This is a genomic window from Microcystis sp. M049S2, from assembly GCF_020245625.1.
Classification (GTDB): domain Bacteria; phylum Cyanobacteriota; class Cyanobacteriia; order Cyanobacteriales; family Microcystaceae; genus Microcystis; species Microcystis ichthyoblabe_A.
Window position 1 is genome coordinate 60,594 of the sequence record NZ_JADBUN010000035.1, and the last position, 14,292, is coordinate 74,885.

The 14,292-nt window shown below is 43.5% G+C and carries 8 protein-coding genes; 3 read left to right on the plus strand and 5 right to left on the minus strand.

Translation table 11 applies throughout. The features are described 5' to 3' along the window. Positions 1-246 precede the first annotated feature (246 nt). Positions 247-1,494, plus strand: coding sequence for a bifunctional folylpolyglutamate synthase/dihydrofolate synthase (locus tag IM496_RS03090; protein WP_287661198.1), 1,248 nt, complete (start codon positions 247-249; stop codon positions 1,492-1,494). Here IM496_RS03090 and IM496_RS03095 read toward each other — a convergent pair. The 5 genes from IM496_RS03095 to IM496_RS03115 all read right to left on the minus strand — a co-directional run bounded on the left by IM496_RS03095 (position 1,468) and on the right by IM496_RS03115 (position 9,139). Beyond that, positions 1,468-3,057 carry a DUF3352 domain-containing protein gene (locus tag IM496_RS03095; protein WP_287661199.1) on the minus strand — a complete coding sequence of 530 codons (1,590 nt, stop codon included), beginning with the start codon at positions 3,055-3,057 and terminating at the stop codon, positions 1,468-1,470. The two genes, IM496_RS03090 and IM496_RS03095, sit on opposite strands and share 27 nt — an antisense overlap. Before the next feature lie 175 nt (positions 3,058-3,232). Continuing rightward, the gene (locus IM496_RS03100) at positions 3,233-4,381 is read right to left on the minus strand and encodes a quinone-dependent dihydroorotate dehydrogenase (protein ID WP_287661200.1); all 1,149 of its coding nucleotides are present in this window, start codon (positions 4,379-4,381) and stop codon (positions 3,233-3,235) included. Positions 4,382-4,485: 104 nt separating this feature from the next. Beyond that, the gene (locus tag IM496_RS03105; protein ID WP_287661201.1) at positions 4,486-5,361 is read right to left on the minus strand and encodes a J domain-containing protein; all 876 of its coding nucleotides are present in this window, start codon (positions 5,359-5,361) and stop codon (positions 4,486-4,488) included. Between the two features lie 131 nt (positions 5,362-5,492). Beyond that, positions 5,493-7,655: a molecular chaperone DnaK gene (gene dnaK / locus IM496_RS03110; protein ID WP_287661202.1), complete on the minus strand. Its 2,163-nt coding sequence runs from the start codon at positions 7,653-7,655 to the stop codon at positions 5,493-5,495. 557 nt (positions 7,656-8,212) lie between these two features. Next, positions 8,213-9,139, minus strand: a complete 927-nt coding sequence (locus IM496_RS03115; protein WP_287661203.1) for an RluA family pseudouridine synthase — start codon at positions 9,137-9,139, stop codon at positions 8,213-8,215. A 721-nt stretch (positions 9,140-9,860) separates the two neighbouring features. Here IM496_RS03115 and IM496_RS03120 point away from each other — a divergent pair. Further along, the gene (locus tag IM496_RS03120; protein ID WP_104396746.1) at positions 9,861-10,817 is read left to right on the plus strand and encodes a ribonuclease Z; all 957 of its coding nucleotides are present in this window, start codon (positions 9,861-9,863) and stop codon (positions 10,815-10,817) included. Positions 10,818-10,819: 2 nt separating this feature from the next. Continuing rightward, on the plus strand, positions 10,820-14,056 hold the full coding sequence (locus tag IM496_RS03125) for a tubulin-like doman-containing protein (RefSeq protein WP_194017507.1): 3,237 nt from the start codon (positions 10,820-10,822) through the stop codon (positions 14,054-14,056). Positions 14,057-14,292: the final 236 nt, after the last annotated feature.

The window sequence follows — 14,292 nt, forward strand, 5'->3', positions numbered from 1 at the left end:
TTCCTTTATTTAGGGTCTGCTGAATAAATCTAAAAACCTTGTTGGATAAAACTTTTAGACCTTTTTGAAATCCAAAAGTGCCTCGTCTGGGAGTGATCAGGGGGAAAATTCAGGTACTTTTTCCCTGAAAATTAGGTAATTGAGCAGATGAAAATCGGTAAAACCCCACACCCCACACCCCACACCCCACACCCTACCCCCACCAATAAACTTTTTGCCGCAAACCCTATTTATAGTTTGCTAACCATGACTATCGATTCTTTACTGCAACCTTTTCAGCGTTTTGGTGTCAATCTCGGTTTAGAAAGAATAAAAAATCTGCTGGAGATTTTAGGCAATCCCCAAGATAAAATTCCGATTATTCATGTCACGGGAACTAATGGCAAAGGTTCAGTTTGTGCCTATCTATCCTCTATTCTCAGTACCGCCGGTTACAAAGTCGGACGTTATATTTCTCCCCATTTAATTGATTGGACGGAAAGAATCTCTATTAATGGCGAAAATATTGAAACCGCGACTTTAGAAAACCTGCTTAAATATATACAATCGCTTATCGATCCCCAGCAGGAAAGTCCTACTCAATTTGAGGTAATTACTGCCGCTGCTTGGCTGTATTTTGCCCGGGAAAAGGTGGATATTGCCGTGATGGAAGTGGGTTTAGGAGGAAGATTAGATGCGACTAATGTTTGCGCTCAACCTTTAGTTACTGTCATCACTTCTATTAGTCGGGAACATTGGCAAAATTTAGGCCCGACGGTTGCCGATATTGCCGGGGAGAAAGCGGGGATATTAAAAGCGAATTGTCCCGCAGTTATCGGACAATTACCGGAATCAGCGCAGGGGGTAGTTAGGGAGAGAATCAAGCTGTTAAATTGTCCAACGGTATGGGTAGAAGCTGCCGAAAAAATTGCCGATAATCAGGCCAAATATCAAGGGTTAGAATACCCTTTATCCTTAGCAGGAGATTTTCAATTAACTAATTCCGCTATAGCGATCGCTGTTGTTAATATTTTGCGTCAGCAAGGTTGGCAAATTAGCGATGAAGTCGTGCAAGAAGGAATGGCAAAAACTCGCTGGTTAGGACGTTTACAAACCGTTAATTGGTGTCAGCGAGAAATTTTAATAGATGGCGCTCATAATCCTGCTGCTGCTATTGGTTTAAGGCAGTATGTAGATAGTTTAAAGGCTCCAAAAATTATCTGGGTGATGGGTATTTTATCGACTAAAGATCATCGAGAAATATTCCAAGCTTTATTAAGAAAAGGCGATAGTTTATATTTAGTTCCTGTCCCGGATCATAGCAGTGCCAATCCTGAAACATTAGCGGAATTAGCGGCTTCAATTTGTCCAGAATTATCTCACCTAGAGACTTGTTCCGATGTGTTTTTAGGACTAAAAAAAGCCATCCAAGAATCGGTCGATAGTCGGATAATTCTCTGTGGATCGCTTTATCTAGTCGGTTACTTTTTAGGGAGTTTGCTTCAGGGAAAATAAAACATCAATTTTACTGGTGGTTTTATCAGGCATAGTGGCAGTAATTCCGATCCCGCGTACCGATTCTAAAAAGGCTTTTGCTTCCGGGGTTAATTCCGTGGCAGGAAGATTATTAATTCCCCCTGCTTTAGCGATGATTTGCTCCACATCGATGAAAAAATAACCGAGATTATTTTTAGGCAAATTTGCGATCGATGCTTGGAAATTCTCACTTTTGCTAATCGGTTGATTCGGTTGCGGTTGATAGGGAATTCCGACGGTCATTTTTAGGGTATCATTATTAGGCCAAGCATAGGTTAAAATAGCTTGTTCTTCCGCTTTCCATTCAGTCACATCTTGGCCAGAAATTTGACTGTTTTTTATGGTGATAAAGGGAACAGTTTTCACCAATTCATTTAACTTATCGAGGGTAATTTTTGCCGCTTTATGATCGCCGGTTTGCCAGATCATCATTCCCCCAAAACCTAACCCTCCCACTGCTTGCTGGTTGGGGATAATTCCAAAGGCAAATTCTCGATCCATCCAGTTAAAAACTTCTTTATCCGCGTCAAGGGTTGCCATCTGAAAATTCTCACGGATCTGACGCAGAAAAACTTGTAATTCTGGGTTAGTTTGGGACTGTTTTTCTGCTTCTTCCCATCCCTGTTTAAGATTATTACCACTCCAAAGTGCGATGGTATCTCCGGGTAAATAATTTAAAACTTGATTTCTGCTAGGGGAAGGTAGGTTAGAAATAGTTTCAGGAGCAAGTTTAGCCACCATTTGTAATTGTAATCCCGTATCGGTGACACCCACTCCTGCGACAATATCTTGAATTTTTGCTAATTCTTGCCGACTTTGGGGAGATAAATTAGCATCTGGTCCCAAGATTTTGGCATAATCATCAATATAAATTGTTGCTAGGGTATTGGGTAGGTTGAGGGATTGGGAAAGCAGTTTTCTCACTTCCGGTTTACTGCTAAAAGATGGCTGTCCTTGGTAGGTATTGATCGCCGCTTCTAACACCTTTTTATCGTAGGATATCAACAAAAAATCGCCAGTAACGGCAGTATAAATGGTGGTGTTATCCTGCCAATCTATAGCAGTAATTGTAATACCTTTGTAGTCACTGGTGCTAGTTTTGCGATTAACTTGTTGTCCTAGTTTTTTCTGGAATTCCGACGCTTTAATTTTATCTTTGATCCCGATAACCGTTAATAATTCCGATTGTCCGGGGGTAGCTGCGGGAAGGAAAGCAAAGCTAATACTACCGATCCAAGGTTCGATATCCCGTTGATAATCAATCTTATCGGTGAAGATATTTTTTTGTAATTCTTCTAGTCCTTGACTAACCGCAGTTCGCGATTCTGGTGTACCATATTTAGCTAACACTGACCAAGCTTTTGCATCCGTGGAGACAAAACTACTAGCAAAGGCAGTTTCTGGGATAACTTTTGCCGATTGCAAGGGGGTGAATCTTTGCCAAGGTAGTTGTCCTCGTAGATAAAGATAGACACCTCCTGCGGTTACTGCTGTTAGTCCTAGGACGACTAAACAACCGGGTAAAAATGATTTTTTTGACATAGAATTGTGGTTTGGTTAAAAAGTTCCATACTTGGCGATCAATTTGTCTCTGCTTGTAGTCTCTAGAGCAGTCCTATTGTAGTTATCCTAATTATCTTATCTTATCCCCAAAGGGAACGGGTAAAATTTTAGCTAATTTTTCCGAAATTATTGCTAATTACCGGAGAAAATTGGCTCATTCTTGGTTAGCTTGCCAACCCACCCCTTGATTAATATTAGTCAACCCATTAGCCTCTAATTTTTCTGTTAATCCTTGTAAAATATTTGATACTAGCCAGGGTCCTCGATATAACCAACCGGTATAAATCTGTAATAAACTCGCACCAGCCGTAATTTTTTCCCAAGCATCATCGAGAGAAAAAATGCCTCCCACTCCAATTATTGGTAAATTGCCTTGGGTTTGCCGATAGATAAAACGGATCACTTCCGTGGAACGTTCCCGCAAAGGTTGCCCACTAATTCCCCCTGCTTCTTCAGTGATTGGTTTACCAGTTTCAGGCAGAATTGTGGTTTTTAATCCCGTGCGTTTAGTGGTGGTATTAGTAGCGACAATTCCGGCTAATTGATAGGAGAAAGCTAGGTCAATAATTGTTCTGATATCTTCCCATTCCAAATCGGGAGAAATTTTCACTAATAGAGGTTTTCTGCCTTGATTTTCTGTTTGTAAAATGTCGAGGATTTTATCGAGTTGTTCCCCACTTTGCAGGGAACGCAAACCGGGAGTATTGGGAGAACTAACATTAACGACAAAATAATCAGCATGGGGGAATAAATAGCGAAAACTGCCTAAATAGTCCTCCGGAGCCTTTTCTAGGGGCGTATTTTTCGATTTACAGAGGTTAATACCGATGGGAATCTGTCGGGGTTGTCGTTGCCAAGATTGCTGGAGAGTTGCCGCTAGAACCGGCGCACCGAGGTTATTTGCCCCCATACGGTTTAATCCCGCCAAATCTTCCGGTAAACGAAATAATCTCGGTTTTGGGTTGCCCGGTTGCCCTTCTAGGGTGACAGCACCCACCTCGGCAAAACCAAAGCCGAAACTAGGCCAAAGTCCTGCCCCTAAACCGTCTTTATCGAATCCTGCCGCTAATCCGACGGGATTGGGGAAATTTAACCCCCAGAGGCTTTGAGATAGGCGAGAATCGCTAAAACAGAGGGATTCTGCTAATTGGGAGATTAACCATTGTCCCCAAAATTCCCCCCGCGAGCGATCAATTTTTTGCAGAGTATTTAATAATTGTTTTTGTGTTCCCTCTAAATTGCCCCGAATAGCCTTGAAAGCTAGAGGATAAAAAGGTTTAATTGTGTCAATTATATTTGTCATAAAAAGACAGGAATTAAGGGTTAGGTGTAGGGTGGGTTACGCAAGAACAAGTTATGTTTTTGACAAAAAATTTCAAATTTGCCGTAACCCACCTAGCATAATCTTTATAAACCTTGACGAGGGTTAAAAGTTTCAATCGCCCGTATTTTTTGATAAAGTTCTAATTCTTCAGGGCTAGGATTGGGAGGATTAACTAATATAATTTCCACTAATTGATCGCCCCTTTCTCCTTGGGAAGTGGGATAACCTTTGTTAGCTAAACGTAATCTTTGACCACTTTTTAACCCCTTAGGAATCATCATTTTAACTAAACCGTCAATGGTAGGAACTTCCACAAAACCGCCCACAATTGCCTCGCTAGGAGTAATCGGTACTTGACAGACAAGATCAGAACCTTGAATCCTAAAAAAAGGATGCCTAGCGATAGTTATTTTTAAATATAAATCACCCCCTTCAATACCCTGACCTTTGAGACGAATTTTCTGCCCATCGATCATGGCTGCCGGCATATCAACCTCTATTGATCTACCATCTTCCAGACGAATTCTTTGTCTGCCACCTTGATAGGCTTTCTCTAAAGGTAAAGTTAATTTTGCTTCCACATCTCGACGAGTTAAACGGGGAGAGGAGGCAATTTTAGCACGCTTAGTATTAAGGTTATTAAAATCTTTAAACTTCCATAGATCCTGTTCTGTACGGGGGATTTTTCCATTACCGTTACTATTGGCTTTTTCCCCCGGACGTATCCCACGGCGCTTAATCCCCGTCAAGGAACGATTATACTCAACCCGTTTTTCTTCATCGGAGAGAACATCATAAGCTTCATTAATATCTTTAAACTTTTCTTCTGCCGATTTATCCCCCGGATTAACATCAGGATGATATTGGCGAGCCAGCCGTCGAAAAGCCTTTTTGATCTCGTCACCAGTAGCCGTGCGAGATACTCCTAAAACATCATAATAATTAACTAATTGTGGCATATATTCAGTTATCAGTTATCAGTTATCGGTTATCAGATTTGAGTTTTAAGTGAGCAGTATGTATTAAGCGAGCAGTATTAAATAGTAGTTTCCCACTGTCTTTTCACTGATTACTGATCACTGTTTACTGATTAAAACCAATCATCATCGTCATCATCCCAGTTATTTTGGGGGGGGATATTGCGGGAACGATTGCCGCCGCTGCGGTTACTTTTACTATTGTTATAACTTTTTTCCTCCGAAGGGGGAGGACTTTGCCAATCGCTATCGCGGCTATTGTAGTAATTGTCCTGATTGCGGGGGCGATAACTATCTTGATTAGCTGAATAATTGGGTCGATAATCACTCTGATAACCCGGTGTACCCGGACGATAATCCTGACGATAACGATCGCGACGCGGTTCGGAGGGAAGATCATCTTCCTTATCCCCGGTAAAAGTCTTGCGAATAGCGCTAAAAAAGCCCTCGTCTTCCTCGTCGTATTGTAGCCGTACCTCGCGATTTAATTCATAGATAACATCCTGTAGGTCTGCCTGGGCGCGATCGATGCGACGGTCATCATTTTTCTCCAAAGCGTCGATAATTTCCGTACTCAAAGACTCAATTTGACGACGATAGGAACGGGTGAACTCATTACCAAAATCGAGAGTAACATCTTTTAAGCGTCGTTGGGCTTGATCCACCAGAGAGCGGGTGCGATTGCGTTTATCCACCTTTTCGCGACGGGTACGATCTGCTTCGGCAAATCGGGCAGCATCGCCGATCATGCGGTTAATTTCCCCTTCGCTGAGGGTAGAAGCGCCTTGAATGGTGACACTTTGTTCCCGTCCGGTCATTTTATCCCTAGCGGTGACTTGTAGAATCCCGTTAGCATCTATATCGAGGGACACCTGCACTTGCGGAATACCCCGGGGTGCGGGGGGGATACCAGTTAATTTAAAACGTCCCAGGGATTTATTATCGCTGGCCATTTCCCTTTCCCCCTGCAAGACGTGAATTTCCACCACAGTTTGATTATTTTCGGAGGTGGAAAAAAGGTCAGATCTGCGGACGGGAATAGTGGTATTGCGGGGGATTAACTTTTTCATCACACCGCCGATGGTTTCTAAACCCAAGGATAAAGGGGTTACATCGAGGAGCAGCACGTCTTTGACCTCGCCGCCCAAAATTCCCGCTTGAATAGCCGCCCCGACCGCTACAACCTCATCAGGGTTAACATTTTGATTGGGTTCCCTATCGATAAAACTCCGCACCAAATCCTTCACCACCGGCATCCGCGTGCCGCCGCCCACCAGTACCACTTCGTCCAGTTGGACGGGGGACAAACCGGCATCAGAAAGGGCCCGTTTGAGAGGACGACGGAGACGACTGATTAAATCGCCGCATAATTCCTCAAATTGGGCCCGACTCAGGCGAGTTTCGATGTGTTTGGGTCCGTCTTCCGTGGCGATGATAAAGGGTAGATTAATATCGGTGACGCTGACCCCAGATAGTTCAATTTTGGCTTTTTCTGCCGCTTCTGTGAGTCTTTGTAGTGCTTGCCGGTCTTGGCGCAGCTCCACGCCTTCCTGTTCCAAAAATTGATTGGCTAACCAATCGACGATTCTTTTATCGAAATCATTACCGCCTAATTGGGTGTCGCCACTGGTGGCTTTCACCTCAAAAACGCCGTCACCCACTTCCAGGATAGAAACATCAAAAGTACCGCCCCCCAGGTCAAAAACGAGGATTTTCTTGCTTTCCTGTTCATCGAGACCGTAGGCTAGGGCAGCGGCGGTGGGTTCGTTGAGAATCCTCATCACTTCTAACCCCGCAATTCGGCCGGCATCCCGGGTGGCTTGACGTTGGGAGTCATTAAAATAGGCGGGGACAGTGATTACGGCCCCGGTCACTTCTTCCCCTAGATAACGGCTGGCTTCTTCGGCTAATCGGCGTAAAACTAGGGCGGAAATTTCTTCGGGGGCGAATTCTTTTTGCAGACGGGGACATTTAATTTTGATATTGCCCATCTCATCCCGGCGGATGGTGTAGGGGACGCGCTTCGATTCGGGGTTTAATTCCGAGTAGCGACGACCTATGTAGCGTTTGATTGCATAGTAGGTGTTTTGGGGATTAAGTACCCCTTGTCGCCGGGCCATTTGACCGACCACTAACTCCCCATCTTTATTAAAACCGACCACAGAAGGAGTGGTTCTCATGCCCTCCGAGTTGGCGATGACCACTGGCTTTCCGCCTTCCATCACGGCGACGACGGAGTTAGTTGTCCCTAGATCAATGCCTACTACTCTACCCATGCTTGTTTTTGTCTCCCCCTAGATTTCGATAACTTCGGGACTTTTACCTTCGATCGATAGTTTAAATCGCTTAATGCTTGTTGACAATATTGTATCGAATTGTCTTAGGTTCTCGCTCTCGGTTCGGGGCGATTCAGGGTGTGATTACCGAAGTGGTCTTTTAGTGATCGCTGGCGATCGGGCTTGGGGAGTTTTAAATAGGGTCTGCGGCAAAAAGTTTTTCGTGGGGGCAGGGTGTGGGGTGTAGGGTGTGGGGTGTGGGGTGTAGGGTGTGGGGTGTAGGGTGTGGGGTGTAGGGGGCAGGGTGTAGGGTGTGGGGTGTGGGGTTTTACCCATTTTCAGACGGTCAATTACCCAATTTTCAGGGAAAAAGTCCCTCAATTTTCGCCCCGATCACTCTCGACTGGCACTTTTTGAGGTCAAAAAAGTCTAAAAGTTTTATCCAACAAGGTTTTTAGATTTATTCAGCCAACCCTAAATATTGCTAGATTTGGAGATTTGCGCTATTAAACCTCTTGCAAAAGTCAAAAAGTAATCAATCCTGATGCTGAAAGCATCTATTCATCTTTCTGTTGCCTGACTTCTGCAAGAAGTCTATTGACTAATTCCGGCGGCGCTGGACAACAAATAGAGATTCTTTCCCCTGTACTGGGATGATTAAAAACGATTTGATTGGCATGGAGATAATAACCACAATCTCCCGGCACTGCATCCGGTCGCGGTAATCCCCCCAGACCATACAAGGGATCACCGATTAAGGGATAGCCAAAAAAGGCCAGATGAATGCGAATTTGATGGGGTCTGCCCGTAAAAATTTGTACTTCTAATAGGGTACTATCGGGATGTTTTTTTAAGACTCGACCATCGCTGCGGGCCGATAACCCATCTGTGAGCGCACCGTAAACGTAGCCTAAAATGGGATGGGCGATTTTCCCGATCGCTTGATTAATAGTAAAGTTATCCGGTATGTCGCCCCGACCCACTAAAGCTCGATATATTTTGGTAATTTTCCCCTCTCGCATCTGTTGACTTAATTTAGCTCTAGCGGGCTTTGATTTCGCCATTAAGACTATGCCGGAAGTGCCGCGACCAAGACGATGAATCGGATAGGGAGTGACCTCGGCATAATGCTGATGCACCAGATGGATAAGAGTATGTTCGAGAAATCCACCCCCCGCTAACACGGGTAATCCCGAAGGTTTCGCCACCACTAACACCTCGGCATCCTCGTAGAGTACCTCAAAAAAGAGCGGTACATCCGGTTCTGTCCAAGGCGGGCGCTGATAGGTCAATTGCTGCCCGATTTCCAAGACTGTATCGGGGCAAGCGGGACGACCGTTGACTAGAATTGCTGCTGATAAAATGCGATCGAGCCATTCTTCTCGGCTAGAATGGGGATATTTGCCCGCATAGTAGGCTAATAGGCTTAATCCTGCCTGATTTTTGCTAATTTTATCTCGATAAATCCAGCCTTGATTGGGCATTGGGGTAGTGGGGTGTAGGGTGTGGGGTGTAGGGTGTGGGGTGTGGGGTGTGGGGTGTGGGGTGTGGGGTGCGGGGAAGTGGGGTGTGGGGTGTAGGGTGTGGGGTGTAGGGTGTGGGGTGTAGGGTGTGGGGTGTGGGGTGTAGGGTGTGGGGTGTGGGAAGAATAAATAAAAATAATCTCCTGACTCCTGACTCCTGACTCCTATCTCCTAACTCAATGTTAGACAAAGATAAGCAAAAGTTATTTATTGACTCCAAAAACTTGAGAATATTTAAATTAACATTCCGCAATATTTACAAATTCTTAAGAATTAATTGAGAAAGATTTTTATTTAACAACGATGTTATCATGGTTACAGCGATTTTGCTGAATTTCATAATGGGTTATTCTGTGCTTTTTTGGGTAGCAATGACTGAACCCCTTGCCACATCTACAAGGTGATCCTAACTAAGACGGTTAAATCAGTCAATTTCACCCATAACGATGATCTTTTTTTTGTGTAGTTTTATTGCAAAAAAAAAGTTTTTTTGACAAAAAACACAAAGTGTGATATGTGCGCCAACCTAGTTCTGGCTGCGAGTAATTATTGCAGAGTTAGGTTAAAATCAGGGGATTTCCTGTTTCCAAGTCAAGAAATACAGAAAAGCAGCAATTCGATCGAGAAACCGATAAAAACAGCCTAGACTAGAAAAAGAATCCTCTATCCTGACAGCTATCCTGTGGAGATTACTTTTTTAGGAACCAGTTCTGGGGTTCCCACTCGTTCCCGTAATGTCTCTAGTATCGCCCTTCGTTTGCCGCAACGGGCGGAAATATGGCTGTTTGACTGTGGAGAAGGAACTCAACACCAGTTACTGCGTAGCGACCTGAAAAGTTCCCAAATCCGACGCATTTTTATCACCCACATGCACGGAGATCATATCTTTGGTTTAATGGGACTGTTAGCCAGTATCGGATTAGCCGGTTCTGCTCAGGATATTGATATCTACGGACCCCCCGGACTAGGGGACTATCTGCGTGCTTGTGCTAAGTATTCCTATACTAATTTAGCCAATCGGGTGCGTGTCCATCCCGTTTCCCCCGGCATACTCTACGAAGATGAAGAATTTACCGTCTCCTGTCAGCTATTAAAACATCGTATTCCCGCCCACGGTTATCGCATCGCCGAAAAAGACCGTCCTGGACGTTTTGATGTGGAAAAAGCCAACGCTTTGGGTATTCCCCCCGGACCGATTTACGGCAAGCTGAAAAAAGGGGAAACTGTCACCCTTCCCGATGGCAGAAAAATTCGCGGTCAGTCCCTCTGCGGAGAAACGGAAATCGGCCGTAAAATTGCCTATTGTACCGATACTATTTTCTGTGAAGGCTCGATCGAATTGGCACGGGATGCAGATGTGCTAATTCATGAGGCGACTTTTGCACATCAAGATGCCGGGTTAGCTTTTGAAAGTGTTCACTCCACTTCGACGATGGCAGCCCAGGTGGCCTTGGCAGCCCAAGTAAAATTGTTATTAATGACCCATTTTAGTCCCCGTTATCTACCGGGGAATTCTCTGGATATTTCCAATCTGTTAGAGGAAGCGCGGGCGATTTTTCCTAACACTAAATTAGCCTACGATTTCCTCACCTACGAAGTCCCTCGCAACCGTCAAGAAATGGCCTTAGGAGTTAAATAATTATGCCAGCAGCAGTAGAAGAAAAAAGCATGGTTCCCACGGTTTTAGTGGGTATTGGTGGCACGGGTAACGAAATTTTATCGCGCTTGCGTCGCTTAATCGAGGAAAGTTATGGCAGTTTGAGCAATTTTCCGATTGTCAGTTTTTTGGTGGTTGATACGGATAAGGATTATAAAATCAGTAATCCTGAAGCTGCCGGCAGTGCTTTTAAAGATAACGAAAAACACTGGGCCCGGGTGAGTGGAAAACAGGTACAGGAGATGGTATCTGACATGGATAGATATCCCTGGATTAATAGTTGGTTTCCCCCGGAATTAGAGAGAAATATTACTTCCCTGGAAGCGGGAGCGGGACAAATTCGCGCCTGTGGCCGTTTTGCTTTATTTTGCAATTATCATGAGATCCAAAGAAAATTTCTGGACGCAGTGAGACGGGTAAAAGGACAAGAAAACTTTATGCTCGATCGCTATGGAATTAAAGTTAATAATACTGCTATTAATGTCTTTACTACGGGGTCTTTAAACGGTGGTACAGGTAGCGGAATGTTAATCGATCTAGGCTACTGTATTCGTAATTGGTTACGCGGGGAAAGTAGTCCTTTGAGTACGGCAATTGTTCCCACTCCTGAAGCATTTGCGGGGATTAGTGTCGGCGATCGAGTTTTGGCTAATGGTTACGCTGCCTTGATGGAATTGAATTACTTTTCTGACTACAGAACCGAATATCATCAACAGTTTAGCAGTGGTTTGGTCGATGAAGTGGTTAGTAAATTACCCCCCTTTGATTTTACCTATTTAGTGGGGACAAAAAACGGCGAAGGTGATTTTAAACTCGGTCAAATTCGGGAAATGATCGCCCAAAATATCTTCCTAGATATGACCTCTGATTTTGCCCCCCATAAGCGTTCCATTAGAGATAATATTAAGGGTTCTTGGGCGCAAGCTGACCCGGGAGGTCGCGGTTATCCTAAGCAATTTATGAGTTTTGGGCTATCAACTATTGAAATTCCTATTGCCCAAATTCGTGCCTCTTTATCGGAACGTTTAGCCAAAGATTTAATTAATTGGTGGCTGAATGATTCCGTGATTTTACCCGCTCAAATGTTGGAGTTAGTAAGAGGTGATATCCTCAAAAGAATGCGCTTGAGCGAAGGGGAATTAATTATGGATTTATGTGCCGACAAGGATCGCTCTTTAATTGCCATAATCTCCCAATGGATTAACGAAACTCGCCAGGAAATCAATCAAAATAATTGGCTATCTTGTACCAAACAGGGTGTTAATATTTTAGGTAATGAACAGGGAAAAATCCTGCAATTTATTAATGATTATTTAACGCCAAGAGTCGAGGAATTTAAACGCAATCATTTACTAGAATTGAGTCCCGATGAACGGCTGCACGGCGATTACCTGAAAAAGATTTATAGTAACCGGGATGAAATTATTCAACGGGGTAAAAAGTCTCTAGAAATGGAGTTTTATAATATCCTTGAGGATCGAAATCGTGGGGTAAAATTTGCCGAGAGTTTTATTGTTTCAGTACGACAAATCTTCACCGACATAGCCGAAAAATTCCGTCGCGATCAAGAACAGGTTTGGAGTCAAAACGAAAGTAAACGTCAACGAGAATACGATACAGCCTTAGCCGAAATTAATGATCTGAAAGATAAACTTCATATCTCGAAAAAAGATAAGATGGAAGAATATTGTGAACAAGCTTTAACGGGATTGGAAGGCCATTTAATGGCCAATATTCAACGAAAAACCAGAGGTGCAGGAGTAGAGGTTATTAACCGTTTACTGGAACATCTTAATCAATTAGAAAGCCGTTTTAATCGCTTTCGTCAGAAAGTAATTCAAAGTCGCGATCTATTTAATCTCCAGTCTAATCAACAGATCGATAGTGCCGATGCTTTGTTAATTAATGGGATTAAATTATTTGACAGACAAGAATTAAATGGTCTTTATCAAGACTTTATCGAACAATTTGCCTCTGGGATTGTCGGTAACAAAAACGCCTACGATACGGGTATGGATAACTTTTGTTTACCCCTCTCAGAAGAGATTTTAAAGCAATCTAGCCCCCTCTGGAAAGAAACGCGCCGTGCCGACGAAAATATGCGTTTATTTGACATCACCGAGATTGCCGATATTCGTCAAGGTGATTTTCAAAAAGTTATCCTAAATCAAGCTAATCAACTCCTACAAAATGCTCCCGCTAGTAGTCGCATTCAGCAGGAATTAGCCGCTTGCGATCGCTTGTTAAAAATCTATAACAACGACACCGATATTATCAATAATCTTCGCATTGCTTACCAAAAATCGCGACCCCTAATTATGCTCAATCCTGCGGTTTTGCGAGGAAAAGATGCGGGTTTTACACCCCAATTAAATCAAAATGTTGCCCTGATTGGGGGAAGAAACACCAGTAACCCGGCAGCTCAAAAAATTATTCCGAAACTGCGGGAATTTATTGCCAACGAAGACGATATTAAACCCTTGGGAGACGTGGAAAAATATCGTCTTGTCTTCGTGCAGGAAATTGGCGGTTTTTCCCTGCGCTGTCTCGAGGGAATGCGAGAACTGCGGCAATCCTATCAGGACTGGAAAGGAGAGTTTATTCTCGCCAAACGCGCTCAACAAATGGGTGAAAATCGCGATTTACCCATCCCCGTGCATATCCAAAAGGAACCTCCTTTCTGGGATGTTTTTCCCGAAGATCCGAGTATTTATCAATTGGTGGTGACTGCCCGGGCTTTAAAAGTGCTTTTTCCAGAAGTCAATCGAGTCACTAATGAGAAAACAATTCGCTATGAAATTAAAACCGCAACGGGATTAAAAAAAGTCGATATCGCCACCAGTTGGGAAGATGCGGTACAGGTGTTAGAAGTAAAAGCTTGTCGCGAAGATAAGGAAAAAATTCAAAGTCAGGTGACAGCTAAGTTACAGGCTGCAGCCACTCCCGAGAAAAAACAAGCTTTGTATCGGACTTTCATTGAATATTTACAACAACGTTCCGAGGAGTTGACAGGAGGAAAAGATAATACAGAATATAAACGGGAAGATGCAATTATTTTGCAGTTAATCCATAACTATAAGTTGGATAGCGGTGGAGAAATTCCTCTTTCTTCGGTGACGGAAGTGGTTAACCCAGCTTTAATTATCTGCGGTAATTGTGGACATAAAAACCCGCCCTCGTCTAATTTTTGTTCTAAGTGTGGGGCAAAATTAGTTAAGTAGAAATATAGATTTTGGGTTTGATCCCCCCTGCCCCCCTTGATAAGCTGTCCTTTAGTCACATCTTTCTTAACATTTCAAACCTTTGTAGCACAAGGTTTTCAAGACTCGGTTAACAATTTGTAATATTCCTTGTTGACACCCTTACTGACAAAGAAAAAACTGAAATCAAGTCAGGATAAGGGTTGGAGTGCTTACTGCAAAAATTGTTAAGAAAGATCCCTATAAGGGATAGCTTG

Excerpts from the sequence above, each read along its gene's own strand:
- IM496_RS03090 (WP_287661198.1), top strand. The coding sequence starts at position 247 with ATGACTATCGATTCTTTACTGCAACCTTTTCAGCGTTTTGGTGTCAAT.
- IM496_RS03095 (WP_287661199.1), bottom strand. The coding sequence starts at position 3,057 with ATGTCAAAAAAATCATTTTTACCCGGTTGTTTAGTCGTCCTAGGACTA.
- IM496_RS03100 (WP_287661200.1), bottom strand. The coding sequence starts at position 4,381 with ATGACAAATATAATTGACACAATTAAACCTTTTTATCCTCTAGCTTTC.
- IM496_RS03105 (WP_287661201.1), bottom strand. The coding sequence starts at position 5,361 with ATGCCACAATTAGTTAATTATTATGATGTTTTAGGAGTATCTCGCACG.
- dnaK (WP_287661202.1), bottom strand. The coding sequence starts at position 7,655 with ATGGGTAGAGTAGTAGGCATTGATCTAGGGACAACTAACTCCGTCGTC.
- IM496_RS03115 (WP_287661203.1), bottom strand. The coding sequence starts at position 9,139 with ATGCCCAATCAAGGCTGGATTTATCGAGATAAAATTAGCAAAAATCAG.
- IM496_RS03125 (WP_194017507.1), top strand. The coding sequence starts at position 10,820 with ATGCCAGCAGCAGTAGAAGAAAAAAGCATGGTTCCCACGGTTTTAGTG.